The organism is Saccharomonospora azurea NA-128 (assembly GCF_000231055.2).
Classification (GTDB): Bacteria; Actinomycetota; Actinomycetes; order Mycobacteriales; family Pseudonocardiaceae; genus Saccharomonospora; species Saccharomonospora azurea.
In genome coordinates, this window is sequence record NZ_CM001466.1 from 2,663,025 (window position 1) to 2,688,357 (window position 25,333).

The window sequence follows — 25,333 nt, forward strand, 5'->3', positions numbered from 1 at the left end:
CCATCACGAGACCGAGGACGGTCACCACGGGAGTCAGCGTGTTGCGCAGGACGTGGACGTTGAACACCACGTGCTCGGGCAGGCCTTTCGAGCGTGCGGTGCGAACGTACTCCTTGCCCAGTTCCCGCTACGGCTGGCCGATGCGGTGATCGCCTCACCGGAAGCCGACGGCCGTGCCGACGCCGCGCGCACGGCCGCCACCGCCTTCGTCCACAAAGGCCAGCTCGACCGCGCACAGGACCTGTACCGCTGGTCGGACACCCGGCTCTCGCGACTGCACGCCGCCCTGGTCTCGGTGCAGCAGGGCAAGCTGGCCGACGCCGAGTCGCTGCTGGAGGCGCCGGGCAACGGAGAACCTCCCACACTGGTCACCGCGGCCACCGCGGCACTCGTGCGAGGTGCGATCGAGTCGGTGACCACCGGTCCGGCCGCCGCTCTGTCCACGTTGTCCGATGCGGCCGAGACGCTCGACCCGGTGGGTCGCTCGCTGTTCCTGCCCGACACCCCGGCCGCCGTCGGTGCCCTGGTCGGCATGCAGTGCGGTGAACTTCCGCTCGCCGAAGCGCTGCTCGACCACGCCGTGAAGGCCGACGGCGGAGGACGCACCGCCCGCACCCGGCACCTGCTGCTGTCGGCGTGGATCTCCATGCTGCGCGGCGACACGGAGACGGCCTCGCGCACGCTCAACTCGGTGGGCGGCGAGCTGTCCGCACGCGACTGGTTGTTCTCGGTCGGCCTGCGCGCGGGCATCGCCCGCCGGTCGAGCGACTTGTCCGCGTTGCGCGACATCTGGGCGGACGTGCGTGAGGCGGTGCTGCGGCTGCGCGTCGACCTGTTCACGATCCTGCCGTTCGCCGAGCTCGCCGTCGCGGCCGCACGCGTCGGCGAGCGGGAACGCCTCGCGCACCACCTGCGGCGCGCCCGGTCCCTGCTCGCCACGCTCGGGGACCCACCGCTGTGGTCGTCGACGTTGCACTGGAACGGCCTGCACGCGGCCGTCACCGCCGACCGCCGCGACGAGGCCGCCGAGCACGCGCGGGCGTTGTCGCGGTTCGCCGACCACAGCGACTACCACCAGGCTCTCGCCGACGCCGCCGCGTGCTGGATCGACGCACTCGGCGGAGCGGTCGACGCCGAACGCGTCGAGTCGGCCGCGCGGGCCCTCCACACCGCGGGGCTCTGCTGGGACGCCGCCCGGCTCGCCGGTCAGGCCGCCATCCGCACCACCGACCGCTCCGCGATGGTGACGCTGCTCGAAAGCGCTCGCGCGCTGCAGACCGGGGCGACGACGAACACCCCGCAGCCGGCCTCCCGACCCGACTCCAGCGTCCTCAGTGAACGCGAACGCCAGGTGGCCGAGCTGGTCGTCTCCGGCCTGACCTACCGGCAGGTGGGCGATCGGCTGTTCATCTCCGCCAAGACGGTCGAGCACCACGTGGCGCGCATGCGGCAACGGCTGGGCGCCACGAGCCGTGCCGAGCTGCTCGCGGAGCTGCGCACTCTGGTCACGACGTAGCGACGCGGTCGACCACCGAGCCGTCCGCGGCCCGCCAGACCAGGGAACCGCCCTGGAAGTCGCTGCGCCGCCCACCGGTGACGGAGTACTCGCTCGTCACCGGATAGCCGAGGTAGGACCGCTCCCACCCCAGCTCGGCCCACCGGGTGCGGATCGGGCCGTGGACGGCGTGGGCTCCCGTGCGCGGTGTCCAGTAGACGGACCCGCCCTTGGTGAAGTGGTTGTACCGCCCGACGCCGTCGGGGGCGCGCCGCTCGTCGGTCGTCGGATAGCCGAGCCGTCCGCGTTCCCAATCCATCGCGGCCCACCGCTTGCGGATCTCACCCCAGATGGCGTGGGCCCCGGTCTCCGGTGTCCAGTAGACCGACGCGGTGCGGCTGTAGGGCGTGCCGAGGAAGTGGTTGAACCGGCCTCTGCCGTCCGGCGTCACGGTCTGGTCGGTGGTGGGCGGCCCGAAGCGCTCGTGCCCACCCAGCTCGACGTACTTCTCGGCGATGGGGCCGTGCACCTCGTGCGTCCCCGTGCGCGCCGACCAGTACAGCCGGCCCCGGGCATGCTCGCGGTAGTACATCCCGCCGTCGATCACCACGGGGCCCGTCGGCGGGCCCAGCACCTGCCGCAGCTCCGGCTCCGCGTCGTAGCGCTGCTCCACCGGAGTGGCGTAGACGGCGCTGACGGTGGCGTCCTCGTCCGGCATCGTGATCGTGCGCGCGCGTTCCGGCTCGCCGTCGTCCCAGTGTGAGAACACCGAGACGCCGTCCGCCGCGATGCGCTGCGCGGTGATGCCCACCGTGGCGCCCGCGGTCACCATCGCGGTCCCGCCCGTACCGGCGGACGTGTCGTCGTCGCCCTCGCTCGTGATCTCCACCGCGGCGGGCACGTTGCTCGACAGCCTCAGCCGATGCTCCCTCGGCAGCGCCTCGTAGGTGTGGGTCGCGGACACGCCGGCGCTGTCGGTGGCGGTGGCGGTGAGCTCCATGTGCGAGTCGGGGTGATCGGTGAACGGGACGCTGAACCGCATCCCCTCCCCGGTCTCCGTGGGATGCGCGTGGCAGGTCTCCTGCTCCGGGCAGTGCACCACCGTGGCCTGCCAGCGCACGTCGACCATCCCATCCTCGTCGTCGGTAGCGAGCACGCTCACCGACACCGGCTCCCCCACCGCGTACGTGTGATCGTCACGCTGCTGCGCGCGCAACACCGGCGTGTGGTTGCCGGGGACCACGGTCACCTCCGCGCTGCCCTGGGCGCCCGCGGGATCGGTGACCGTGAGCGTGGCGGTGAACTGCTCGGCCTCCTCGCCGTAGGTGTGCTCGACACGCTCGCCCTCGGCGCTGCTGCCGTCACCGAAGTCCCAGGTGTAAGACAGGCCGTCACCGTCGAAGTCGAACGAGCCCGACCCGTCGAAGGTCACCGTGCGCGTCTCGGGATCGGTGTCGACGCCGATGCGCGCGACGGGAGCCTGGTTGCCCGCCGCGTAGACGAGGCGCTTGAGCTTGCCCGACTCGATGTCGGCGAACACGATGTCGCCGTTGGCCGCGGTGGCGAACTTGACCGGGCGGCCGACGTGCGTGCCGAGCGGCGGGCTCTGCGGTTCCTGCGTCAACCGGCCCCGGTGGTCGTACCGCAACGTCCACAGCTTCTTGTGGGTGTAGTCGCCGAAGAAGTACGCGCCCCGGTACTGCTCCGGGTAGGCCGAGCCCGTGTAGACCACACCGCCGGTGACGCTGTTGGCGTTGTCGACGCCCTTGCCGTGGCGGAACGTCACGAGCGGAGCCGTGTTCGGCGCGTCCTCGCACTCGGGCAGGTCGCGGTACCCGGGGGTGCGTTCGTTGCCTTCCCAGCAGGGCCAGCCGTAGTCGCGGCCCGGCTGCACGACGTTGATCTCCTCCCAGCGGTTCCACCCCACCTCACCGAGGACGGGCAGTCCGGTGCGCGGGTCCAGCGAGAGCCGGAAGGGGCTGCGGAAACCGCTCGCGAAGATCTTGCTGCGCGCGGAGCCGGGGGACTCCGGGTCGTAGAAGGGATTGCTCGCAGCACCCTGCCCGTCGGCGGTCAGGTGCAGGATCTTGCCCTGCAACGCGTGCGGCTTCTGCGCCCGCAAGGCCAGCCGGTCGGTCTCGGTGTAGCTGGCGACGTCGCCGACCGAGACCCAGATCGTGCCGTCGTCGTCGGACACGATGCCGGTGATCCCGTGGACGTTGGCTTCCCCGGGAAGACGCAACAACTCCGTCTCGCCGGTGAGCCCCTCGGGCTCGTCGGCCCCGGTGACCTCCCAGCGGGACAGCGTGAGGTCGTAGGCACCGCCGCCCACGGGCACCGACCGCGCGAGGTAGATGTGCCGGGAGCTCTCGTAGTCGGCGGCGACCGCGAGTCCCACGAGGCCCATGTCCTGTTGCGACTCCACGGCGAGGCTGCGCAGGGTCCGGGAACGACCGTCGGTGGACACCCACGCGACGGTGCCCGTCTTGCCCGTGCTGAGCACGCTGCCGTCGGGCAGGTAGGCGAAGTCGGTCAGGTTGCCCGGCGACTGCCCGCTGGGCAGTTCCTGCAGCGAGAAACCGGGAGGCAGGTGCGGCTCCTCCGCGAGCGCACGGCTGCCGTCCCACACTCCGATCGCGGTGAGGCCGACCACCAGCACCGTCGAGGCGACGATGGCGACCAGCCGCGCGAACAGACGGTTCCCAAGAGAGCACATACCGTCACCTTCGACGGCCGGTGCGCGGACGTTTCAGCGGACACGCCGTTCGAGTTATCTCAGGCCCGGGTCAGGTGAACACGTCCACTCGTCCGAGCGGAAACGTCGTGACGGAGTGCTGAACAGAAGAAGCCGGACGACCCGTGTGGGTCGCCCGGCTTCTCGTGGCGGTAGCGGTGGGATTTGAACCCACGGACGGTCTCCCGTCACACGATTTCGAGTCGTGCTCCTTCGGCCGCTCGGACACGCTACCGCCGAAAACGATACTGCATGGCCCTCACCTGATCGACGACGGGTCCACCGAAATATCTCCGCCCTGGTCAGCCCGGTTCCGGTGCCCGGAGAAGAAGTCGTCCAACAACGCCGAGCACTCCGCCTCCAACACCCCACCCAGGACCTCGGGCCGGTGGTTGAGCCTGCGGTCGCGCACGACGTCCCACAGCGACCCCACCGCCCCCGTCCTGGGCTCCCAGGCTCCGAAGACGACCCGCGCCACGCGCGCGAGCACGAGCGCTCCCGCACACATCGTGCAGGGCTCCACGGTCACGGCGAGCGTGCAGCCCTCCAGCCGCCACCCGTCCCCGTGCACGCGAGCCGCCTCGCGCAGCGCCAGCACCTCCGCGTGCGCGGTGGGATCACCCAGCTCCTCCCGCGCGTTGTGCGCGCCCGCCAGCAAGCTCCCGTCCGGAGCGAACACGGCGGCGCCGATGGGAACGTCCGCGGTGTCCCGAGCGCGCTCGGCGAAGCGGAGGGCCACGCGCACGGCGTCGAGGTCGGCTTGCCCGGCGATCACAGTTCTTCGAGCAGGGCCGAGAACTCGTCGGCGAACCCGCAGCGCTGCGCGACCATCTGCAGCTGCTCGTCGGGATAGAGCTCGACCTCGTTGACGATGACCTCCAGCTCCGCCTTCGGCATCCCGAGATCAGCGAGGATCTCCAGATCACCGGCGGGCCACACCACGTCGTCGTCATCGTCGGGCGCGTCGGCGCGCAGCAGGTCGAGCACGTCGGCGGCGATGTCGTAGTCCAGTGCGGCCGCCGCGTCGGACAGCAGCAGGGACACGCCACTCGGTGTCGGCCGGACGACGACGAAGAACTCGTCGTCCACCGCGAGCAGCCCGAACACCGCGCCGGTCGAGCGCAGCTTGCGCAGCTCGGTGATGGTGGTGTCCAGCTCGGTCAGCGCCGCGTCGTCCAGGCGCTCACAACGCCAACGACCGTCCTCGCGCACGACGGCCACCGCGAATCCCGTGACCGGCCCATCCACCGCCATACGACCACCGTATACCGCCGGAGCGGTGGACAACCGACGAACGACGGTGGGCACTCGTGCCACTATCGGAACATGACCGGACCGACCGACCTGCCCTCCCTGCCCGACGCCCGGTTCGCCGGCCTGCTCGACGAGGCGAAGGCGCTTCAGCCGAGCACCGTGGCGCTGCGGCGCGCCATCCACCGCCGTCCCGAACTCGGGCTCCAGCTGCCCGAGACACAGCAGGCGGTGCTCGACGCGCTCGACGGCCTGCCCATCGAGACCACGCTGGGCACCACGACCACGTCCGTCACCGGGGTGTTGCGCGGCTCCCAGCCCGGCCCGGCCGTGCTGCTGCGGGCCGACATGGACGCGTTGCCGATGCCCGAGAACACCGGCCTGGAGTTCGCCTCCGAGGTGCCGAACGCGATGCACGCGTGCGGCCACGACACCCACGTGGCCATGCTCGCGGGAGCGGCTCGGCTGCTGTCCGACCACGTCGACGAACTGGCCGGCTCGGTGGTCTTCATGTTCCAGCCCGGCGAGGAAGGGCACCACGGCGCCCGGCACATGATCCACGAAGGCGTGTTGGACGCGCCCGGCACCAGGGTGCAGGGCGCCTTCGCCCTCCACACCTTCGCCAACCTGCCCACCGGGGTCGTCGCGACCAAGTCCGGCCCCGTCATGGCCTCGGCCGACAGCTTCACCGTGCGGGTCGTCGGCAAGGGCGGGCACGGTTCCATGCCGCACAACGCCGTCGACCCGATCCCCGCGGCGGCCGAGATCGTCACGGCGTTGCAGACGCGCGTGACCCGGTCGGTGGACGTCTTCGACCCCGCGGTCGTCACCGTCACCCGCATCGCAGGCGGCACGACCGACAACGTGATCCCGGAGGTCGCCGAGCTGGAGGGCACCATCCGGACGCTGTCCGAACGCACCCGAGCGCACCTGCGCACGGAGGTGCCGCGCGTGGCCGAGCAGATCGGTGAGGTCCACGGCTGCCGCGTGCTCGCGGACGTGGTCCCCGGCTTCCCCGTCACCGCGACCGACGAGACCGAGACCCAGCGCGTGCTCGACCTCGCCGCCGAGGTGCTCGGTGCCGACCGGTCGCAGCGGATGCCCCACCCGATCATGGGTGCGGAGGACTTCTCCTACGTGCTGCAGCGCGTGCCGGGTGCATTCGCGTTCCTCGGCGCGTGCCCTTCCGGCACCGACCCCGCCGAGGCGGCGCCGAACCACTCCAACCGCGTCCGCTACGACGAGGACGCGCTCGCCTACGGCGTGGCCATGTACGCCGCCTACGCGCTCGACAGCCTGCGCCGGTGACGGGGAGCCGATAGGGCAGGATGTGCGGCGATGAACACCGTGCGTGACGTGTGCGTGATCGGGCTCGGACTGATCGGCGGCTCCGTGCTGCGGGCCGCCGTCGCCTCGGGCCGCAAGGCCTGGGGCGCCTCGACGTCCACCTCGGACACCGAGGCGGCCGCGGCCGACGGCTACGACGTCGTCGGCGGCGACGACGCGGTCGCCGAGGCACTGCGCCGAGCCGCCGCGGCCGACGCCGTCGTCGTGCTCGCCGTCCCGCTGACGGCGGTCCGATCCGTGCTCGCCCTGGTCGAGCGCCACGCGCCGGGGTGCCTGCTGACCGACGTGACCAGCGTGAAAGTGCCGGTCCGTGAGGCGGTGCGCGCCGTCGCGCCGTCCGTGACGTTCGTCGGCGGGCATCCGATGGCGGGGACGGCAGAATCGGGCTGGCAGGCGGCGAAGGACGACCTCTTCTCCGGCGCCGCCTGGGTGACGACCGTGGACGACGACACCGACCTCACCGCCTGGCGGGAGGTGTCCGCCCTGGCCGTCGCCCTCGGCGCGCGCGTGGTGCCGCTGGAGTCCGAAACCCACGACGAGACGGTGGCCCGCGTCTCGCACGTCGGGCATCTGCTGGCGGCGGTGCTCGCGTCGGTCGGCGCGGCCGGAGGTCCCGTCGCGGCCGCACTCGCGGCCGGGTCGTTCGCCGACGGGACCCGGGTGGCCGGTACCCGGCCCGCACTCGTGCAGGCCATGACCGAGGGCAATCGCGCCGCTCTGCTGTCCGTGGTCGACGAGGCACTGGGCGCGCTCGGGGCGGCCCGGGGTTCACTCGCGTCGACCGGCGGCCTGGCCTCCACGATCGAGGCCGGTCACGAGGCGCTCCGGCGGATGACGGACCAGAGGAACGCGCCGAGGACGAGCGTGCGCGTGCGGCTGTCCGCACCCGACGCCCGCGACGCGCTCCTCTCGGTCGGGCACCGCGGCGGCCACGTCACCGGGTTCGACGGCGACGTGGCCCTGGCCGACGTGCCCTGACGCGGCGGGTCAGGCCTGAGGCCGGGGAGGTGGCGGCTGACCGCCCGGCTGTCCCGTGTCGCCGCCACCGGCGTTCTTGTGCAGGAACTTCTTCGCCTTCTCCGTCGCGTTGTCGATCTTGCTCGACTGCTTGCCGAACCGGGACTTGGCCATGCCGCTCGCCTTGTCCAGGCCCTGCTCGATCTTGTCGCTGTTCTTGGTCAGCGCGTCCTGAGCCTTGTGCTTCAGCTCGTTGAAGTTGATGCCCATACCACCAATGGACCAGCATCGGCTCGATCCCGCAACGCGAGCGCCGCGGCACGGGAGTCACCGCACGTGCCGGAACCTGCGCGGGTCGGGCCCGGCGACGGCGTCCACCGCGCTCGTGAGTTGAGTGCGGACGTCGGCGAGCACCTCGCCCTCGGGCAGCTCGATCTCGGGTGCCTTGAGCCCGGTGCGCACGGCGAGGGCGATCTCCGCGAGCGCGGCGCGGACCTTGCGGACCTCACGTTCCGGAGGTGGTTCCGTCGCCCCCTGGTCGATCGCCACCCCGACCGCGGTCACCGCGTCGGTGAGTTGTTCCAGAGCCACGATGGCGGGCCACCAGGCGACCGCCTGCCGTCCCGCCGCCGAGGGTTCCACCACGATCTGCTGGAACGCCGTCCGCAGGTTCGACAGCTCGCGGTAGCAGTTCCTGCGCCTGCGGGAGCGCGCGAGCCGGGCGTCCTCGTCGGCGACCGGGCGGAGCGCGTACTCGGCGTACTCGGAGATCGCCTCGGCGGCGTCGGCGAGCCGGCCGCCGAGCACGGGCCTGCGGCTGCCCGGCCAGAGCAGGTAACCGAACACAAGCACCAGCACGCAGCCGATCGCGGTGTCGATCACGCGCACGGACGCCACGGCGTAGTCCCCCGACGACAACGCCATCTGCACCAGGATCACCGGGGTGACGAACGCGCTCAACAAGCCGTAGTGCCGTCCCTTCCCGATCGCCACGCCCATCCCGAACAGCGCCACCACCAGGGCCAGCGCCGGGCCGTACGGCACCATCGACAGCGCCAGCGTGCCGATCCCCGCGCCCACGACGGTGCCGAGCCCGCGCAGCACCGCTCGCCCGAACACCGACCCGTAGTCGGGTTTGAGCACGAGCCCGACGGTGAGCGTGATCCAGTACGACCGGTCCATCGGCAGCACGAGCCGCAACAACTCCGCCAGCGCCACGCACACCGTCAGCCGCACCGCCGCGGACCAGACCAGCGGACCGGACGCGAGCGTCTTCACCCACGCGACGACCCGCTCCCACGCAGAAGGCCGGGTACGTCGCAGTCGCTCCTCGTCCGGGCCGAGGTCACGCAACGCCTGGTACAGCGCGGCCACGGCGGGCGCCGTGTCGGGACGCGGTTCCTCCGGCAACCGGGGTGCCCGGGGCAGCGGCCTGTCGGACAGGACGGCCGTGGCGAGGTCGGTGACGTGGGCGATGAGCTCCCGGGGTGGGCGCACACCCGAGTTCACGGCCGCCACCGTCGCCTCGATCGCCGGGGTGGTGGCGGTGAGCAGGTTGAGCAGTTTGCGGTAGGTGTCGTCGCGGCCCGGCAGCCACGAGCGGGCGCGCAGCAGGCGGTCGTAGGCGGTGTTCAGCGCCTTCGTGAGCTGGTGTCGCGCGTCCAGTGCGGCCTCGTCGTCGCCCGCCTCGGCGGCCGACAGCATCGTCGCGAGTTCGAGGTAGACCTGGGCGACCGCGCTGCGTTCCGGGCTCGTGGCGCGCACGGTCCAGCCCACGAGCGCCACGAAGAGTCCCCAGCCGGCTCCGACGCAGAACAGGGTCAGCGACACCCACGCCGCCGACCCGTCACTCACCAGCCCCGAGCCGAGGACGGTGAAGACGAACAGCTGCAGCGCCGCGATCGACGCGTTGCTTCCCGCGTCGCTGATCAGGGCCGACACCGCCGCGACGACGATGACGACCACGACGGACATCACCGGGTCGTCCCCGGTCAGGATGCCGAGTCCGAAACCGAGAACGGCCGCGCTCAACGCACCGACGAGCCGCACCGCGCGGCCCCGGTACGTGTCCGTGGTGTCGGCGGTGATCGACGGCAGTGCGCCGGTGGACGCCAGCGCGCCGTAGCCGATGTTGCCGAGCAGGTAGCCGACCACGATCGGCACCGAGAGGACGACCGCGGCGCGCAGCAGCTGGTTCCACCGGATCGGGTCCAGCGGAACCCGTAGCAGGTGCACGACCCACCGAGGGGTGGCGCTGCGACGGCCGGACGCATCCACGTCGACCATCTTGACGCACGGCACACGGCGGGGCTGACCGCGACGATCCCGCCGCAACGCCGCCGACCTCTCACCCGGCGCCGAGGCACAGGAACGGGCGGCGGAACGGGTCCACGGCCGTGGCCTCGGCGAGCGCCACGGCGGGGGACCGTCCCGCGGCGAGCCGGGTGTGCAGGTCGGTCATCGCCTCCGCCGACGCGTGGTCGCCGACGCGCGCCACCGCACCGACCACGGTGCGGCACCCGCTCGCCAACAGCGCCCCGGCGAACCCGAGCGCCTCCTCGCCCGGCCGGATGTGGCTCAACGCCAGCTCGCACGCGGCCAGCACCACGCGGTCGGGTGGGTTGGGCAGGCGCGCGGCCTCGTGAGCGAACAGCGGGCCGTCCACCAGTTCGAGGCGAGAGAACAACGCGTTCGCCGGTTCGTGGGCGCCGTGCGCGACGAGGTGGGCGAGGCCCGACCCGTCGAGTGCCTCCAGCACCGCGCCACTCGTCGCCTTCTCACCGTCCACCAGGTGCGCCGTCGGATACACCGACGTCAGGTTGCCCACCTCGCCGACGGCCCCCGGCACGCCCGGACCGCCGACCAGGACCACCGGTTCGGGTTGCGCGGCGCTCGCGGCGCCGAGCCACGCCGTGGCGGACGGGGCCAGTGACAGCGGTCGGCCCCGCAAGCTCGGCAGCGCTCCCCACGGCAACGCGTGCAACGCACCCGTCGGGATGATCACCAGCTCGCGATCGCCGATGAGGTGCCCGAGCGGTTCGAGCAACACGTCGTTCAGCCGGTCGGCCCGGCGTCGTGCCGAGGACAGCACCGCCGCGGCGAGGGGCGCGGGCAGGTGGTCCGGGGCGAGCGCGTCGAGGTCCGCCCGCAACTGGTGGGTGATCTCCACCGCATCGCCCAACGGGCCCAGCCGCACGAGCGCGAACCGGCCGTCGCGCACCACCACGGCGGCGAGCGTGTCCGCGTGGCCGACGAAGCTCACCATCACGCGTTCCCCGAGCTCGGTGGCAACCTGCTCCGGTGAGGCGACGGGGCGGGGCCGCCCCCACTGGCTCGTATACCAGCCGAGCCTGCTCGCCTCCCGCTGCAACCACGCGTACCGGTTCTCCAGCGCCGTCACCGGCTTGCCCGCCAACCGGTTCTGCTGCACCGAACGCTGCACGTGCCGCATCTCGGCGAGGTACTTCGCCAGCACCGGGTCGTCGATCGCCGGCATCGGCTCGTAGCGGTACACCTGCGCCCGGGTGCGTTCCTGCCAGGCGAAGAGGCGGCGCGCACCGTCCTGTCCCGACGCACTCTCCAACACGAGCCCGACGGCCAGCGTGCCCAGTTCCTGCCCGTGGACCGCGGTGCCGCAGAGCAGGTCGAGCCCGCCCATGCGGTCGCGGGCTCGGCCGAGTTCCGCCAGCCCGGCCCGGGCCTGCGCCAACGCCGCACGCCGGTTCCCGGTGGCCACGGCGAGCTCGGCCCGGCACAGCCGCAGCAGCATGCGGTGGTCGACCGGGCTGGTGCGACGCGGCTTCGGCACGCTGTCGAGCAACGCCTTCGCGTCGTCCGACTCGCCCCGCCGCAGGCGCAGCCGCACCGCGAGCAGGCGGGCGGCGGCGGTCTCGTCGCGCAGCCCGAGCTCCGCCAGCCGCTGCGACACCTCGACCAGCGCCAACGGCAAGCGGGCAGGCGGTCGTCGTCCGCCTTCGAGGACCTCGGTGGCGTCGGCGCGAAGCCGCGCGAGTGCGGCCACCTCCGCCCACGGCAGGTTGCCGCGCCGCAGGAACCGGCGGCGGGCCGACACGGCGAGGCGTCGGGCGGCGTCGAACTGTCCCTCCAGCAACGCGGCGGCCGCCCTCGCCACCTCCGCCTCCGCCAGGTCCTGGATCACGCGGTTGCGCCGGAGATCCGGTAGCGCCTCGTCCAGATGGCGCCCGGCCTCCGTGGCGAGGCCCGCCACGAGCAGCGCCCGCGCCTGATCGAGACGGACGCGCGCCACCCACCCCGGCGCCGCCTTCTCCAGAATGCGGGCCGCTTCGTCGTAGTGCCGCAACGCACCCGGGATGTCGCCGGTGAGCTGCGCGAGGTCCCCCAGCCCGTGCCGCGCCTTGCCCTCGATCCGGGTCAGCCGGTGCTCGGCCGCCAACCGGATGGCCCGGTGGAAGTCCTGCGCCGCCGCGTCGAGAGCGCCGGTCTCGGCATGGATCTGTGCCCGGTTCGTCAGCGTGCGCGCCAGCAGCAGGCCGTCGTCGTGCTGCAGGTTCTCGAGCGCGGGAATGATCGCGTCGAACAACGCGACGGACTCCGACGCCCGACCGACCCGGAACAACAACAGCGCCCGCTGCCCCGTGATCACGGCGTCGAGCTCGCGGCGCAGCCGCCCTTCCGGAAGCAGCTCCAGCTCCGCCCTCGCCCGCTTCAGACCACGGAAACCGTCGGCCGTCGACCCGACCTCCGAGGTCGCGAGTGCCAGGCTGATACGGACCCGGATCCGCGCGGCGACCCACTCCGCGGTGTCGCGCCCCGAGGTCTCGATCAGGCGCAACGCCTTCCGCAGCAGGCCGATGGCTTCGACGTTGTGCGCGCTCGCCGCCGCGTTGTTCGCCCTACGCTGCAGTGCGAGAACGGCGGAGAGCCGCGCGGTGTGAGGAGACACGCCGCCCGATCAGAGCACCACCGCGGGCGTCACCACCGTGCGTCGCCCACCTTCGCCACCGACGTGGACGACGATCTGGGTGGTTCCGCTCGGGACGTCGTTCAGCACGAACCGGCCCCCGTCGTCGGCCACGGTGGAACACGTGTCGTGGCCCGCGACCCGGACCTCGACGGCGTGCTCCCCCTCCGGCACCAGCCAGCCGTCGATGCGGTGTTTCGGCCCCGTCTTCGTGAGGTTGACCATGACGGTGAGGTCGCTGACGGTGAACGTGATCGTGCCCTGCGCGACGCTGCGGACCCCCGACAGCGCGTCGGCCCGCTCCCACTGCGCCACCTCGACGTCGAGGTCCTCCAGGGCGAGCGCGAACTGCACCCGCTCGACGAGGTCGGCGGGCGGCGGGTCGAACGAGTCGATCAGCCGGTCGAGGTCCAACAGCAGTGTGTCGTCGTCCGAGTAGGAGCTGCTGTCATGCATCGGCTGTCCCCTCCGTAGCGTCCAGCGCCTCCCGCAGGCGCCGTAGGCACCGGCCTCTCGTCGGGCCGACACTCCCACGCGGCATCCGCAGCACATCGGCCACCAGGCCGTACTCGGCCCGGCCCGCCAGCACCGTCAGCCGGATCAACTCCTGGCACCGGTCGGGCAGTCGGCGGAACGCCTCCCAGATGCGCCGATCGCGGTCGGCGCGCACGGCCTCGGCCTCCGGCTCGGGCTGGCTGCTCGGCATGTTCTCGGCCAACTCGTCGGTCAGCGGCACCGGCCGGTTCAACCGCTCGGCCACGGTGCGGGACTCGCGGCGCGCCGTGGTGATCAGCCACTTCGCGAGCGCCTTCGGGTCCTCGATCCGTTCCAGGTTGCGGAAGAGGGCGAGCCACACGGTCTGGACCACGTCCTCGGCCGTGTGCCTGTCGAGGCCGTTACCCCGCGCCACCTGCCACACCAGCGGGGTCAGTTCCTTGACCAACCGGTTCATGGCACTGCGGTCGCCGGCCTTCGCGGCATGCATGCACGCCGCGTAGAGGTCGTGACCGCGCAACCCGTCCCACGACGGATCGGCCTCGGCCGTTCTGGCGTCGGTCAACGTATCCGCCTTCCCGAATCTCGATGTCGATATTCGCGTTGGCAGTATCTCGGGCTCCTGGGAGCGACACATCAAGTTGCAGGAAAGCAATCGCATACTCACACGTTCGGACTAGTGGACATGGCGAAACGGACCGAGCGGCACGGCCGGGGATCCCGCGACCGCGACCGCTCGGTGTCGATGAGGTGCCGACCGGCAATGACGACGTCGACGACGTCGACCACCGGTCGGCGGACCTCACCTCCCCCGGGAGCCCCACCCCAGTCAGGCTCCCGACCCGGTTGGTCGCCACCCCCACCGACGCACTCGTCGGCGACCACTCGGGCCTCCCCTGCACGACGCCGTGACCAGCGGTCGCCCCGGATCGGGCGACCGCTGCACCACGGCTGCGCGGTGGCACCGACCCGGAACCGGCCGGCGGTCACCGCGCCTCCCCCCTACTGCGACCTGCCGCCGGGCTCCCCCCGAGCCCGGCGGCATCCCCCGGTCGTGTGGTGCGGCGGTGGCCGGCGGCCCCCTCGACTGCCGGCCACCTGCTCGTCACGTGGGTCGCTCGCTCAGACGAGCAACTGATCGATGTGCCCACGCGAGTCCTCGTGATACGCCACCGGCAGCCGGTGGTTCTTCGCCAGCAACGCCAACGTCGCCAGGTGTCCGTGTCCGCTCTCCGACGCCGACGACAGCTGCCGCCAGCCCACGCCGTGGACCGCGACCCAGACCCCCTCGCTCTTCGTCGCCGCCCACAGGTGCGTGATGGCCGCGCCGTGCACCCATCCGCCCGGCGAGGCGGACTGCCGGTCCTCGCCGCCCGGTCCCGGCGTCGGGGCCGGACTCGGCGCGGGACTCACCGGCGGAACCGGCTCCGCACCGGCCACACCGGACCCGCCGAACGGCCGAGGAGCGTCGAACGGCGGCCGATAGGGGTCCCAGCCCATGGGTTGCGGACGCGTGGGCGGCAGGTACGGGTCCCACCCGCTCGGATAGACCGGGCGCACCGGCGGCGAGTACGGGTCCCACCCGCTCGGCGCGACCGGCGCCGTGCGCGACGGCGGCGAGTACGGGTCCCAGCCCGTCGGCGGAAGCGGTACCGTCCCGCCCGGAACCGTCTTCTCCTCCGTCGGCTCGCTCTGCGGCGCCGTGGTGTCGGATTCGGCCCTGCCGGTGTGACCGTTGTGCTCGTTGACCATGTCCTGCGTCATGTGCGTACTTCCTTCGCTCAGCCGATGAGATGGACGGCGCCGAGGTCCTGCCCCCTGACGAACGGCGCGCAGCCGAGCCCTCGCGCTCTGGCCAGCGCGAGCGTGGCGAGGTCGGCGGTCTGGTCCCGCGAGAGCCGGGTCCAACCCAGGTTCTCCAGGTAGGCCCAGCTGTCGTCGTGCGCGGAGGCGAACAGCCCGAGCGCACGCTGCGGTGGAAGCCAGGCGTGCAGATCCACACCCGTGCAGCCGAGGGTGGTCGGCCGCGGGTTCGGATAGTCCTCGATGAAGGCTTCTCCGTAGGCGATGCGCAGGAACCCGTTCTCCCCCCAGTCGGGTCCCCACGAGTTCTTGGCGATCCAGCACCCGGCGTCGTCGTCCCAGCCGATGAGGGCGACGCAGTGTCCGCCGCTCGTCCGCTCGGTGGTGTGCCGGTAGACGCCGCCGGTGTAGTGGAACAGGTCGTCGTGCACCACGAGGCACGCCGTCACGGGCCCGTAGGTCCAGAGGTGCTCCTTGATGGCGACGGGATCGCGGCTCAGGTCGACGACGTCGGAAGCCCGCGCCAAGCGTTCGCGCCATCCGGCGGCGAGTGCCCCGGAGCCGTCCTCGGTGTACGGGTAGTGGTCCTCGAAGGTGACGCCGAGGTCGCGGCAGTCGACGAGGAGCTCGTCGGGCCAGGTGCCGTCGGGCAGGATCGCCTCGCGCGCCGCCGCGTGTCCGAAGAACAGGTGCGCCTCGGACAGGTCCAGGGCCAGGCGGGGTGCCCGGCGCGTGTACGCCGCCGTGGTCTCCAGCGTGGCCAGCACCCCGAACGCACTGCACGCCCCGCAGTCGCCCTGGTCCTTCACCGGCGTCACGTAGTTGACCCCGTCGACGTCGCGCAGGTCGAACGAGCGGGGCAGGTGCGGCGTCGGGGCGTGCTCGGTCTCCTCGTGCGTGTGTGGCGGGGCGAGCGCGGCCTCGGCCATCCGCGCGGGCAGGTCGGCTCGCGCGTCGATCTCCTCCGACGACGGCGCCGGAACCCCGAGGCGGCGCTTGCGACCGTCGCCCGCGAGCCTGCTCACGGGCGTCTCCCCGCACTGCCACGGATCACCCAGTGCGGCCAGGGAGTCGCGGATCGCCGCGATCTCCGAAGCGCACGAATGGTCTGGGCTCACGTGGTCCTCCAGGCATACCGACTCGGCCGAACTCACTCTCACCACACAGGAGTGGGGAGTCGCCGCCCAGATACATCGGAGATCGAAAAATCTTGGAAAAGTTCGTTCTCGCACGTCGGAGCCGTCGCGCGTACGTTCCCTCGTATGGGCGACTGCATCTCCGTCTCGGGTCTGCGTAAGGCCTTCGGCTCCACGACCGCACTCGACGGCCTCGACCTCTCCGTTGCCGAGGGCGAGGTGCACGGCTTCCTCGGCCCCAACGGGGCGGGCAAGTCGACCACCATCCGCATCCTGCTCGGCCTGCTCAGGGCCGACGGCGGCACCGCGACGATCCTCGGTGCGGACCCGTGGCACGACGCCACCCGCCTGCACCGGCGGCTCGCCTACGTCCCGGGCGACGTGAACCTGTGGCCGACCCTGAGCGGCGGCGAGGTCATCGACCTGCTCGGACGGCTCCGTGGCGGCCTCGATCCCGGCAGGAGGGCCGAACTGGTCGAGCGGTTCGACCTCGACCCCCGGAAGAAGGGGCGCGCCTACTCGAAGGGCAACCGGCAGAAGGTGGCGCTCGTGGCCGCGCTGGCCTCCGACGTCGAACTGCTGATCCTCGACGAACCGACGTCCGGACTCGACCCGCTGATGGAGGCCACGTTCCGCGACGTCGTCCGGGAGGAGCGCGAGCGCGGCCGCACGGTGCTGTTGTCGAGCCACCTGCTGTCGGAGGTCGAGGCGCTCTGCGACCGGGTGAGCATCATCCGCGCGGGCCGAACGGTCGAGTCGGGCACGCTGGCCGAACTCCGCCACCTCACCCGGACGACGATCACGGCCGAGCTGGCCGGGTCCATCGACGGTCTGCGGGAACTCGACGCCGTCCACGACCTGCGGGTGGACGGCAGCCGCGTGCACTTCGCCGTGGAGAGCGACGCGCTCGACGACGCGCTGCGCACGCTCACCGGCATCGGCGTGCGCAGCCTCACCAGCCGACCACCCACCCTGGAGGAACTCTTCCTCCGCCACTACACGGACTCGGCCGACGGGCGGGTGCGTACGTCATGAACGTCATGAACACCGCCACGCCCGCCGTGCGTTCGGCTCCGGCGGCGGCCGGCGGCACGCTCACCGGCACCGCACAGCTCGTCCGCCTCGCACTGCGCCGCGACCGCCTGCTGCTCCCGCTGTGGGCGATCGTGGTCGCCGTCCTGCCCGTGTCGAGCGCGGGCGCCTACGACCAGCTGTACCCGGACCCCGCGCAACGAGCGACGCTCACGAGCACGCTCGGCGACAACCCGTCCATCGCGTTGTTGTACGGCCCGGCCTACGACCTGTCGACGGCGGGCGGGTTCACGGCGTGGCGGTTCGGCACGATGCTGGCGGTGCTGCTCGCCCTGGTGTGCGTGTTCACGCTCGTCCGCCACACGCGCCAGGAGGAGGACACGGGCAGACAGGAACTGCTGTCGTCCACAGTGGTCGGTCGACACGCTCCCCTCACCGCGGCCCTGCTCGTCTGCACGGGCTTCGCCCTGGTCGCCGGGCTGGCCACCGCGGGCGGTCTGATCGGCGTGGGCAACGCCGTGGCGGGGTCGCTGGTGTTCGGGCTGGGGTTGAGCGCGGCGGCGCTGGTGTTCACCGGGGTCGCGGCGGTGACCGCGCAGGTCGCCGAGTACTCCCGGACGGCCAACGGCCTCGCGGGGGCCGTCCTCGGGGTCGCGTTCGCGTTGCGCGCCGTGGGCGACTCGGCCGACGTGCCGTGGTTGTCGTGGCTGTCTCCCCTGGGGTGGTCGACACACGCACGGCCGTTCGCCGGAGACGACTCCTGGGTCCTCGCCGTGCCTCTGGTCGTCACCGCACTCCTCGTCGCCGCGGCGTACGTGCTCCAGAGCCGACGCGACGTCGGGCTCGGCCTCGTGCCGTCCCGGCTCGGGCCCGCGCGCGGGAACGCCCGGCTGCGCTCCACGTTCGCGCTGGCCGCCCGCCTGCACCGCGGGACACTCACGGGCTGGCTGACCGGTTTCGCGCTGCTCAGCGTGCTGTTCGGGGCGCTCGCGTCGGACATCACCGACATCGTGGGCGAGAACGCCGAGATGCGCGAGGTGTTGGCCCGGATGGGCGGCAGCCAGGGCGTGATCGACGCCTACCTCGCGTCGACGGCCAACGTCCTCGGCATGGTGGCCGCACTCTTCGTCGTGCAGGCGGCGATGCGGATGCGGGCAGAGGAGACCGCGCTGCGGGCGGAACCGCTGCTCACCACGGGTATTTCAAGGCTTCGGTGGCTGGCGGGGCACCTGGTGTTCGTGTTCGGCGGGGGACTCGCGTTGCTCGTGGTGGCGGGCCTCGGCATGGGCCTCGCGCACGGTGTCCGCGTCGGCGACGTCGCCGGCAGCACGCCGGACGTGGTGCTGTCGTGCCTCGTGCAGCTTCCCGCCGTGTTCGTCGTCGGTGGGGCCGCGGTCCTGCTGTTCGGCGCCCTGCCCGCCTACACCGCCGGGGCGTGGGCCGTGGCGGCCTTGGCGTTGCTGATCACCATGTTCGGCCCGGTGCTCGACCTCGACCAGGCGGTGCTGAACCTCTCGCCCTTCCAGCACGTGCCGAAGGTGCCGAGTGTGGCCGTCACGCTCACGCCGATGCTCTGGTTGGCGGTCGGGGCGGCGGCCCTGACGACGGCGGGCGTCGTCCGGTTCACCCGGCGCGACATCGGGTGAGCGCGCCTAACGCACGCTCACCGTCCCGTCGCCGCTGACGCGGAGCTGCAGCTGCGGGCCGCCCGCACCGCAACCGGGCCCGTTCGGCGACCCCCACTGCGGGGTGGCCCGCACCGTGCCGGTCGCCAGGGACCCACCCGCGCGGTCCGACACCGTCAGCGTCACCTGCAGTGGCCGATCCGGCAGGTCGGGCACCGGGGCGAAGCCGGTCGTCTCCCCGGTCTCGCGGACTCCGGCCGAACACACCCCGTCCGGTCCCGTGTCGTCGCAGCCCTCGTCGACGGCCTCGGTGGCCGGGCGCAGGTCGACGCGGAACGTCTCGCACCGACCGTCCCGGCACACCTCCACCTCGGCGGCGTGGGCGGCGAGGCCCCGCGCCACGTCCACCCCGATCCCCGACGGCATCCCGATCATGGTGCATTCCGTCGTCCCGCCGGGCATGGCGGCACAACCGGTGAGCAGCAGGCAGAACGACACGACGGCACGGCGCATACCCTCTCGACGCGACACGACCGCCCCGAGGTTGCACGCGTGTCGACGCGACCGCGCTCGGGTAACCCGCCCGCATGAGCGAGCACGACATCATCGACCGGGTCCGCAAGCACCTGCTCGTCGGGGGACGCTGGCGCGCGTCCGCGGACGGCAGCGTGTTCGGCGTGTCCGATCCCGGCACCGGAGCGACACTGTGCGAGGTCGCGGACGGGCAGGCCGACGACGCGAAGGCCGCCGTGGAGACCGCCGTCGAGGCACAGGACGAGTGGGCGGCGACGCCACCCCGGCAACGCGGGGAGATCCTGCGGCGCGCATGGCAGTTGATGACCGATCGCACCGACGAGCTCGCGACGCTCATGACCCTGGAGATGGGCAAGAGCCTCACCGAGTCGCGCGCCGAGGTCGCCTACGCCGCCGACTACTTCCGATGGTTCTCCGAGGAGGCGGTGCGCATCGACGGCAACTACAAGCGCACCCCGGACGGCAGCGCCCGCATGATCGTCACCCGCCAACCCGTGGGGCCGTGCCTGCTCATCACACCGTGGAACTTCCCGCTGGCCATGGGCACCCGCAAGATCGGACCCGCGATCGCGGCGGGCTGCACGATGATCGTCAAACCCGCGCAGCTGACCCCGCTGTCGATGCTCGCCCTCGCCGATCTGCTCGCCGAGGCGGGCGTCCCGGACGGCGTGGTGAACGTCGTGCCGAGCACGTCGGCGAGCCGCGTCGTCAACCCGGTGCTCGCCGACCCACGCATCCGGAAGATGTCGTTCACCGGGTCCACCGAGGTGGGCCGCATGCTCGTGGAACAGTGCGCACCGAACCTGCAGCGCATGTCGATGGAACTCGGGGGCAACGCCGCTTTCCTGGTGTTCTCCGATGCCGACCTCGACGCCGCCGTGGAAGGGGCGGTGACCGCGAAGATGCGCAACAACGGCGAGTCGTGCGTCGCCGCAAACCGGTTCCTCGTGCAGTCGTCCGTCGCCGAGGAGTTCACCCGCAAACTCACCGACCGCATGGCGGAGCTGCGCATGGGGCACGGCACGCAACCCGACGTGGTGGTCGGACCGCTCGTCAACGAGGGCCAGCGCGCGACGGTGTCCGAACTCGTCGAGGACGCGGTGAGCCGCGGCGCCCGAGCGACGACGGGCGGCGAACCCGGCGGCGGTGACGGCTACTTCTACCGCCCCACCGTGCTCGCCGACGTTCCCGACGACGCCCGCATCCTCCGCGAGGAGGTGTTCGGGCCGGTCGCGCCCGTAACGACGTTCGCCGACGAGGACGAGGCACTCGCGGGGGCGAACGACACGGAGTACGGCCTCGTCGGCTACGTGTTCACCCGCGACCTCGACCGCGCGATCCGGGTCGGCGAGGGCTTGGCCACCGGCATGGTGGGCATCAACACCGGACTGGTCTCCAACGCCTCCGCACCCTTCGGCGGGGTGAAGGCGTCCGGGTTCGGTCGCGAGGGTGGCGACGAGGGTCTGGCCGAGTACCTGGAGACCAAGTACCTGTCGCTGGCCCTGCGGTCGTGAGCGACGCGCGGCCCAGGCGGCGTCAGCGCGCGTGCCTGCGCACCTCGTCCTCCGCCTTCTCCAGGGCGGCCCTGGCGCGTTCGGTCCGCCGACGCGCCTTGGTCTCCTCGCGCTCGGCGGCCCGCAGTTCCTTGCGGGCCTCGTCGCGCGCACGCCTGGCCCGGACCTCGGCCTCGCGCCGCTGACGCTCGGCCGCGGCGCGGTCGTCGTCCTGCCGGGTCTTCGTCGGCGTCCGGCCGCGCTCGGGTTCGCGCGCGGCCGGACGTTCTGCCGTGTCGCGGGTGTCCGGTGAAGACTTCGGCGTCGGCTTCGTCCTCTTCGCTCGGCTTCGAGGAGGCGGACTCTCGACGGGCAGCCAGGCCGCTTCGAAGACGTCCGAAGGAGACAGTGCCGAGGTCAGACACCCGTCGGCGACCGCCCGGGCGGCGTCGGCGTCGCCCACCGCCGCTTCCAGGGTCGCGGCGACCTCGCGGCGGACCGACTCTCCGAGAGCACCCGAGGCCGGCGTTTCCGCCCGTTCGACGAGGGCGCGCACACGGTCGGTGCGCTCGCGCGTCAGCTCCCGGAGCCGATCGCCCGCCAACTCCCGATGCGCCGCCCGCAGCCGGTCCCCGAGTTCGGCGAGCGCGCTCACCTCGTCCGGATGCTGCCGCGCCAACCGGTTCACGAGCGCTGCGGCCGTGGTCGGTTTGCGTAGCTTTCGGATCTCTGCGGCGAGATTTTTCTCACCACGTTCCCGCGCCCGCGCGGCGTGTTCCTCACGCGTCGTCACGAACTCGCCCGGGTCGACGCCGTAGAGCTCTGTGACCACGGCATCGAGCTTGTCGCTCGCTCCCATGTGTCACAGAGTCCCGCAGGGCGGCCGATCAAGCACGAGTCGGTCACGGTTACGGTGTCGGGAGAGGGAGGACCACATTGGGTATCGACACCATCGAGTTCTACTGGCGGCCGGGCTGCCCGTTCTGCGCGATCCTGAGGGGTCGGCTTCGGGAGAGCGGCCTGCCGGTGCGGGAAATCAACATCTGGGAGGACTCCGACGCCGCCGCGCGCGTGCGTTCGGTGAACCAGGGCAACGAGACCGTTCCGACCGTCTTCATCGGTGACCGTGCTCTGGTCAACCCGAGCATGGACGAGCTGACCGCCGTCATCGAGCGGGAGGCTCCCGAGCTGTTCGACCTGGCTCAGCCGGCCGCTCAGGGCCACGGCTCGCGGCACTGAGTCCGTTCACCCCGCCGTCGGCGGGTCCGTCGCCACGATCCGGAACACGGGATGCCGGGCCGCGGCGACACGGAGCTCGTCGTCGGACGCATCGGCGGTGACGCCGTCGAAGTAGGCCCCGACCTCCCACCCCCAGCGCCTCAGATAGGCGCGTAGGACCGGGAGCCGGGCGTCGTCGAGGACCTCGATCCCGTCGAACCACTGTTCGCGCCTACCCACGGTCAACCGGCCGGTTCGGGCGGCGCGGAGGTTGCGCACCCATTCGGTCGTGCCCCGCGCGGCGACGAGGTACTGCTCGCCGTCGAGGCTGAGCACGTTCACCGGAGTCGATCGCATGATCCCGGTCGTGCGCCCCGGAACGGAGAGCACGCGACTGCCCCACATGCTCAAGCCGCGTCGGGTGAGCGCGCCGACCACGCGGTTCAGCACCCGGGTCACGCGCCCGGGCGGCAGGTAGTGGACTGCATTCTTGGCTGGGCCGGACATTCGACGCCTCCTTCACGACGATCGAAGCAAGAGCAGTGCTCTCGTTTCAGGCCAGTGAACACCACCCGGCGCGTCACTGCAAGAGCACCGCTCTCGTGCAAGTGCAGCGCTCTCCGCCATGTCAGACTGACCCCATGCCCCCGACACCTACCCACCGCACCGCCCGGCAACGCGCTCGGGCGGAGATCACCCTGGCGATCAAGGACGAGGCTCGGCGCCAGCTCGCCGTGCAGGGCGCGACCGCCCTGTCACTCCGCGCCGTCGCGCGGGAACTGGGCATGGTGTCGTCGGCGCTGTACCGCTACTTCCCCAGCCGCGACGACCTGCTCACCGCGCTGATCATCGACGCCTACGACGGACTCGGTGCGACCGTGGAAGCAGCCGTGCGCCCCGACGACCCCGCACGCGCGCAGTGGCGCGCCGCCTGCCACGCCGTCCGCGACTGGGCTCGCGCGCACCCGCACGAGTACCTGCTGCTCTACGGCTCTCCGGTCCCCGGCTACCGCGCGCCGCAGGACACGATCCGCCCGGGCGGCCGCGTCCCGACGGCGCTGGTCGAGATCCTCGCGAGAGCGGCGGCGCGCGGCGAGGTCGCCGCCCAGGCCCCGGACGAGCCCGCCGTCCCCGACGAGTTGCTCACCCAGCTCGCGACGATCACCACCGTGGTCGGCGTGGAGGTCCCCGCGCCGCTGCTGGCGAAGGGGCTCGCCGCGTGGACGCAACTGTTCGGGATGGTGGGCTTCGAGCTGACGGGCCAGTTCGCGGGCACTCTGGAGCCCGCGGACGCGTTCGTCTCCCACACGATCGAACGAATGGCCGACTTCGTCGGTCTTGCCGGTGAACGCCGGAATGGCGGGTGACGCTCAACGGCGCGACGATCGGGCAGTCGGCGCAGACGCCGACGAGCACGACCACCAACGACAGCGACCAACGACAGCGACCAACCGGCGACGAACCGTCGAAGGAGAATTCATGGCCACGCGTGAGGCGACCACTCACTGGACGGGTGGGCTCAACAGCGGGTCGGGCGCGTTGACGCTCGACTCGTCCAACTCGGCTCGGTTCAACGTCACCTTCCCCCGCCGGATCGGCGAACCCGAGGGGACGTCGAGCCCCGAGGAGCTGATCGCGGCCGCCCAGGCGTCGTGCCTGGCGATGAACCTCGCCGGAACCCTGGAGAAGGACGGCCTGACGCCCGGGACCATCGACGTGACCGCCGCGGTGACCGTCGAACCCTCCGACGGAGGGCTCAGCATCAACACCGTGGCGATCACGCTGCGGGCCTCGGTGGACGGTGTCGACGAGGAGCGGTTCACCCAGCTCGCGCAGAAGGCGAAGGACACGTGTCCCGTCAGTCGCGCGCTCGCGGGCACCACGATCACGATGGACGCCGCCCTCGCCTGACACCGTCCTGGCGGATCAGGCCGGCGGTGCCAGCACGATCACGGAGTTGTGGCCCCCCATGCCGAGGGACGACTTCACGGTGAGCCGGTCGTTCACCGGCACGGTGCCGTGCAGCAGCCGGGGGTGCGCCGGGGCGACGCGAGGTGGCGCGGGCACGTGACCGCGGTCGTAGCCGAGGGCCGCCACGGCCACCTCGACGGCCGCCGCCGCCCCCTGGCAGTGCCCGACCAGCGGTTTCACCGAGTACAACCCGGCGTCGTCGGCGAACAGCTCGTCCGCGATCGTCGCCTCGGCCAGGTCGCACTGCCGGGTGCCCGGGCCGTGCGCGTTGAGGTACCCGACCGCCGTCCCCGGCACGTCCGCGTCGCTCAGCGCCTCGGCGAAGCTGCGCCGCACCTGGTGCAGCTCCGGGTCGATCGAGGTGGCGTGGAAGGCGTCGTGCGACATGGCCCCGCCCAGCAGCCACGAGTACGGTTCCCGCGCCCGTCCGGACAGCACGAACGCCACCGAGGCCTCGCCCATCACGAAGCCGCGGCTGCCCTCCTGGAACGGACGGCACCCATCGAGCGGGTCGGTGTCCACCACGGTGACACCGAGTCGCACGAAGTGCCGGACGTTCTCGGGCGTGAGCGACAGGTCGGTGGCGACGAGCACGACGTCGTCGACGATCCCGGCCTCCAGCCACAGCTTCGCGGTGAGCAACCCGGCGTTGCCCGACGCGCACATGGCCGAGACGTTCATGGCGGGGCCGTGGAAGCCGTACTCCTGCATCAACGTCGACATCGGCGTCGACGGCATGAGCGCCAGATAGTCCCTCGGCCGGAGGTCGCCGTGCTCGGCCAGGTAGAAGTCGCGCCACAGCTCGACCTCGCCGAGCACGACCGCGTGGAGCAGCCCCACGCGGCGCCCCTCTCGCCACCCGCGCCGGTGTGCGTCGTCGATCGCCTCGCGCGCGGCCGACCGCATGGCCCTGGCGAACCGCCCCCTGCCGTCCGCCTCGACACCACCGTCCGGGACCCGGGCCACCCACCCGGCGTCGGGCACGTCGCCGTCGACGTCACCGCCGAAGCCACGCGTGAGCACGGCCGCGGGCTTGGTCGTCCGCAGGCCCTCCCACAGTGCCTCGCGGCCCCAGCCGTAGCCGGTGACCGCACCAATACCGCAAATGCCTATTCCACCTGGTGAACTCATGATGTCCCCTCACTTCCGTACCCTTTTCCGGGGCACCGGTGCCGTCCCCTGCCGAACGGCACCGCCCGAAATATCCGCCTACTCTGGTGACGGCCCGTCGAGCCGAAAGAGGACGCGTGCCGCAAGAGACGAGGGACGATTCCTCCTATTCGCCCAGCGGTGATTTCAT

23 protein-coding genes and 1 tRNA gene are annotated in these 25,333 nt (G+C 72.0%); 9 read left to right on the forward strand and 15 right to left on the reverse strand.

All coding sequences use genetic code 11. From position 1 onward, the window contains the following. Positions 1-1,516: helix-turn-helix transcriptional regulator (locus tag SACAZDRAFT_RS11875; RefSeq protein ID WP_005441908.1), on the forward strand; the 1,516-nt coding region annotated here is incomplete at its 5' end. On the opposite strand, the gene SACAZDRAFT_RS11880 is transcribed toward SACAZDRAFT_RS11875, so the two are convergent. From SACAZDRAFT_RS11880 to SACAZDRAFT_RS11895, 4 genes are all read right to left on the reverse strand, one after another. Then, positions 1,506-4,211 (reverse strand): PQQ-dependent sugar dehydrogenase, encoded by a 2,706-nt coding sequence (locus tag SACAZDRAFT_RS11880; RefSeq protein WP_005441911.1) that lies wholly within the window; start codon positions 4,209-4,211, stop codon positions 1,506-1,508. The genes SACAZDRAFT_RS11875 and SACAZDRAFT_RS11880 overlap by 11 nt on opposite strands. A gap of 165 nt (positions 4,212-4,376) precedes the next feature. Continuing rightward, a tRNA-Ser gene (locus SACAZDRAFT_RS11885) sits at positions 4,377-4,464 on the reverse strand. Between the two features lie 24 nt (positions 4,465-4,488). Next, positions 4,489-5,004, reverse strand: a complete 516-nt coding sequence (locus SACAZDRAFT_RS11890) for a nucleoside deaminase (RefSeq protein ID WP_005441914.1) — start codon at positions 5,002-5,004, stop codon at positions 4,489-4,491. Next, positions 5,001-5,483, reverse strand: a complete 483-nt coding sequence (locus SACAZDRAFT_RS11895) for a tRNA adenosine deaminase-associated protein (protein ID WP_005441917.1) — start codon at positions 5,481-5,483, stop codon at positions 5,001-5,003. The genes SACAZDRAFT_RS11890 and SACAZDRAFT_RS11895 overlap by 4 nt, the downstream gene beginning before the upstream one ends. Positions 5,484-5,555: 72 nt before the next feature. Between SACAZDRAFT_RS11895 and SACAZDRAFT_RS11900 the strand changes: the two genes are divergently transcribed. Together SACAZDRAFT_RS11900 and SACAZDRAFT_RS11905 are read left to right on the forward strand one after the other, a co-directional pair. Continuing rightward, on the forward strand, positions 5,556-6,788 hold the full coding sequence (locus SACAZDRAFT_RS11900; protein WP_005441922.1) for a M20 metallopeptidase family protein: 1,233 nt from the start codon (positions 5,556-5,558) through the stop codon (positions 6,786-6,788). 30 nt (positions 6,789-6,818) lie between these two features. Then, a complete protein-coding gene (locus tag SACAZDRAFT_RS11905; RefSeq protein WP_005441923.1) occupies positions 6,819-7,805 on the forward strand; it encodes a prephenate dehydrogenase in 987 nt (328 codons plus the stop codon). 9 nt (positions 7,806-7,814) lie between these two features. On the opposite strand, the gene SACAZDRAFT_RS11910 is transcribed toward SACAZDRAFT_RS11905, so the two are convergent. The 7 genes from SACAZDRAFT_RS11910 to SACAZDRAFT_RS11940 all read right to left on the reverse strand — a co-directional run bounded on the left by SACAZDRAFT_RS11910 (position 7,815) and on the right by SACAZDRAFT_RS11940 (position 16,142). Continuing rightward, positions 7,815-8,054, reverse strand: coding sequence for an antitoxin (locus SACAZDRAFT_RS11910; protein WP_005441927.1), 240 nt, complete (start codon positions 8,052-8,054; stop codon positions 7,815-7,817). A 57-nt stretch (positions 8,055-8,111) separates the two neighbouring features. Further along, positions 8,112-10,070: an FUSC family protein gene (locus tag SACAZDRAFT_RS11915; RefSeq protein ID WP_005441928.1), complete on the reverse strand. Its 1,959-nt coding sequence runs from the start codon at positions 10,068-10,070 to the stop codon at positions 8,112-8,114. 61 nt (positions 10,071-10,131) lie between these two features. After that, positions 10,132-12,708: a CHAT domain-containing protein gene (locus tag SACAZDRAFT_RS11920; protein ID WP_005441931.1), complete on the reverse strand. Its 2,577-nt coding sequence runs from the start codon at positions 12,706-12,708 to the stop codon at positions 10,132-10,134. Positions 12,709-12,717: 9 nt separating this feature from the next. After that, positions 12,718-13,182 (reverse strand): hypothetical protein, encoded by a 465-nt coding sequence (locus tag SACAZDRAFT_RS11925; protein ID WP_005441933.1) that lies wholly within the window; start codon positions 13,180-13,182, stop codon positions 12,718-12,720. Beyond that, complete coding sequence (locus SACAZDRAFT_RS11930) at positions 13,175-13,786, reverse strand: RNA polymerase sigma factor (RefSeq protein ID WP_005441935.1); 612 nt, start codon at positions 13,784-13,786, stop codon at positions 13,175-13,177. Before SACAZDRAFT_RS11930 ends, SACAZDRAFT_RS11925 begins: the two co-directional genes overlap by 8 nt. 557 nt (positions 13,787-14,343) lie before the next feature. Then, on the reverse strand, positions 14,344-14,985 hold the full coding sequence (locus SACAZDRAFT_RS11935; protein ID WP_005441937.1) for a hypothetical protein: 642 nt from the start codon (positions 14,983-14,985) through the stop codon (positions 14,344-14,346). Between the two features lie 17 nt (positions 14,986-15,002). Beyond that, positions 15,003-16,142, reverse strand: a complete 1,140-nt coding sequence (locus tag SACAZDRAFT_RS11940; RefSeq protein ID WP_005441939.1) for a C1 family peptidase — start codon at positions 16,140-16,142, stop codon at positions 15,003-15,005. Between the two features lie 144 nt (positions 16,143-16,286). Here SACAZDRAFT_RS11940 and SACAZDRAFT_RS11945 point away from each other — a divergent pair, with 144 nt between their 5' ends. Together SACAZDRAFT_RS11945 and SACAZDRAFT_RS11950 are read left to right on the forward strand one after the other, a co-directional pair. Continuing rightward, on the forward strand, positions 16,287-17,195 hold the full coding sequence (locus SACAZDRAFT_RS11945) for an ABC transporter ATP-binding protein (RefSeq protein ID WP_005441940.1): 909 nt from the start codon (positions 16,287-16,289) through the stop codon (positions 17,193-17,195). Further along, complete coding sequence (locus tag SACAZDRAFT_RS11950) at positions 17,192-18,838, forward strand: ABC transporter permease (RefSeq protein ID WP_005441942.1); 1,647 nt, start codon at positions 17,192-17,194, stop codon at positions 18,836-18,838. Before SACAZDRAFT_RS11945 ends, SACAZDRAFT_RS11950 begins: the two co-directional genes overlap by 4 nt. Before the next feature lie 6 nt (positions 18,839-18,844). Here SACAZDRAFT_RS11950 and SACAZDRAFT_RS11955 read toward each other — a convergent pair whose 3' ends face one another. After that, positions 18,845-19,330, reverse strand: coding sequence for a hypothetical protein (locus tag SACAZDRAFT_RS11955; RefSeq protein WP_005441944.1), 486 nt, complete (start codon positions 19,328-19,330; stop codon positions 18,845-18,847). A gap of 74 nt (positions 19,331-19,404) precedes the next feature. Between SACAZDRAFT_RS11955 and SACAZDRAFT_RS11960 the strand changes: the two genes are divergently transcribed. After that, complete coding sequence (locus SACAZDRAFT_RS11960) at positions 19,405-20,865, forward strand: NAD-dependent succinate-semialdehyde dehydrogenase (RefSeq protein WP_005441946.1); 1,461 nt, start codon at positions 19,405-19,407, stop codon at positions 20,863-20,865. Between the two features lie 22 nt (positions 20,866-20,887). On the opposite strand, the gene SACAZDRAFT_RS11965 is transcribed toward SACAZDRAFT_RS11960, so the two are convergent. After that, a complete protein-coding gene (locus SACAZDRAFT_RS11965; protein ID WP_005441948.1) occupies positions 20,888-21,703 on the reverse strand; it encodes a hypothetical protein in 816 nt (271 codons plus the stop codon). Positions 21,704-21,780: 77 nt separating this feature from the next. On the opposite strand from SACAZDRAFT_RS11965, the gene SACAZDRAFT_RS11970 reads away from it, so the two are divergent. After that, the gene (locus tag SACAZDRAFT_RS11970) at positions 21,781-22,083 is read left to right on the forward strand and encodes a glutaredoxin family protein (RefSeq protein ID WP_005441950.1); all 303 of its coding nucleotides are present in this window, start codon (positions 21,781-21,783) and stop codon (positions 22,081-22,083) included. Positions 22,084-22,089: 6 nt separating this feature from the next. On the opposite strand, the gene SACAZDRAFT_RS11975 is transcribed toward SACAZDRAFT_RS11970, so the two are convergent. Continuing rightward, positions 22,090-22,569, reverse strand: coding sequence for a nitroreductase/quinone reductase family protein (locus tag SACAZDRAFT_RS11975; RefSeq protein WP_005441952.1), 480 nt, complete (start codon positions 22,567-22,569; stop codon positions 22,090-22,092). Positions 22,570-22,703: 134 nt separating this feature from the next. Between SACAZDRAFT_RS11975 and SACAZDRAFT_RS11980 the strand changes: the two genes are divergently transcribed. Further along, the gene (locus SACAZDRAFT_RS11980; RefSeq protein ID WP_005441958.1) at positions 22,704-23,429 is read left to right on the forward strand and encodes a TetR/AcrR family transcriptional regulator; all 726 of its coding nucleotides are present in this window, start codon (positions 22,704-22,706) and stop codon (positions 23,427-23,429) included. 112 nt (positions 23,430-23,541) lie between these two features. Beyond that, positions 23,542-23,973: an OsmC family peroxiredoxin gene (locus tag SACAZDRAFT_RS11985; protein ID WP_005441960.1), complete on the forward strand. Its 432-nt coding sequence runs from the start codon at positions 23,542-23,544 to the stop codon at positions 23,971-23,973. A gap of 15 nt (positions 23,974-23,988) precedes the next feature. Here SACAZDRAFT_RS11985 and SACAZDRAFT_RS11990 read toward each other — a convergent pair whose 3' ends face one another. Further along, a complete protein-coding gene (locus tag SACAZDRAFT_RS11990) occupies positions 23,989-25,164 on the reverse strand; it encodes a beta-ketoacyl synthase N-terminal-like domain-containing protein (RefSeq protein WP_005441963.1) in 1,176 nt (391 codons plus the stop codon). Positions 25,165-25,333: the final 169 nt, after the last annotated feature.

Coding starts and splice junctions, on each gene's coding strand:
- SACAZDRAFT_RS11895 (WP_005441917.1), bottom strand. CDS start 5,483: ATGGCGGTGGATGGGCCGGTCACGGGATTCGCGGTGGCCGTCGTGCGC.
- SACAZDRAFT_RS11945 (WP_005441940.1), top strand. CDS start 16,287: ATGGGCGACTGCATCTCCGTCTCGGGTCTGCGTAAGGCCTTCGGCTCC.
- SACAZDRAFT_RS11955 (WP_005441944.1), bottom strand. CDS start 19,330: ATGCGCCGTGCCGTCGTGTCGTTCTGCCTGCTGCTCACCGGTTGTGCC.
- SACAZDRAFT_RS11905 (WP_005441923.1), top strand. CDS start 6,819: ATGAACACCGTGCGTGACGTGTGCGTGATCGGGCTCGGACTGATCGGC.
- SACAZDRAFT_RS11975 (WP_005441952.1), bottom strand. CDS start 22,569: ATGTCCGGCCCAGCCAAGAATGCAGTCCACTACCTGCCGCCCGGGCGC.
- SACAZDRAFT_RS11950 (WP_005441942.1), top strand. CDS start 17,192: ATGAACGTCATGAACACCGCCACGCCCGCCGTGCGTTCGGCTCCGGCG.
- SACAZDRAFT_RS11980 (WP_005441958.1), top strand. CDS start 22,704: ATGCCCCCGACACCTACCCACCGCACCGCCCGGCAACGCGCTCGGGCG.
- SACAZDRAFT_RS11910 (WP_005441927.1), bottom strand. CDS start 8,054: ATGGGCATCAACTTCAACGAGCTGAAGCACAAGGCTCAGGACGCGCTG.
- SACAZDRAFT_RS11935 (WP_005441937.1), bottom strand. CDS start 14,985: ATGACGCAGGACATGGTCAACGAGCACAACGGTCACACCGGCAGGGCC.
- SACAZDRAFT_RS11985 (WP_005441960.1), top strand. CDS start 23,542: ATGGCCACGCGTGAGGCGACCACTCACTGGACGGGTGGGCTCAACAGC.
- SACAZDRAFT_RS11960 (WP_005441946.1), top strand. CDS start 19,405: ATGAGCGAGCACGACATCATCGACCGGGTCCGCAAGCACCTGCTCGTC.
- SACAZDRAFT_RS11990 (WP_005441963.1), bottom strand. CDS start 25,164: ATGAGTTCACCAGGTGGAATAGGCATTTGCGGTATTGGTGCGGTCACC.
- SACAZDRAFT_RS11965 (WP_005441948.1), bottom strand. CDS start 21,703: ATGGGAGCGAGCGACAAGCTCGATGCCGTGGTCACAGAGCTCTACGGC.
- SACAZDRAFT_RS11880 (WP_005441911.1), bottom strand. CDS start 4,211: ATGTGCTCTCTTGGGAACCGTCTGTTCGCGCGGCTGGTCGCCATCGTC.
- SACAZDRAFT_RS11900 (WP_005441922.1), top strand. CDS start 5,556: ATGACCGGACCGACCGACCTGCCCTCCCTGCCCGACGCCCGGTTCGCC.
- SACAZDRAFT_RS11925 (WP_005441933.1), bottom strand. CDS start 13,182: ATGCATGACAGCAGCTCCTACTCGGACGACGACACACTGCTGTTGGAC.
- SACAZDRAFT_RS11915 (WP_005441928.1), bottom strand. CDS start 10,070: ATGGTCGACGTGGATGCGTCCGGCCGTCGCAGCGCCACCCCTCGGTGG.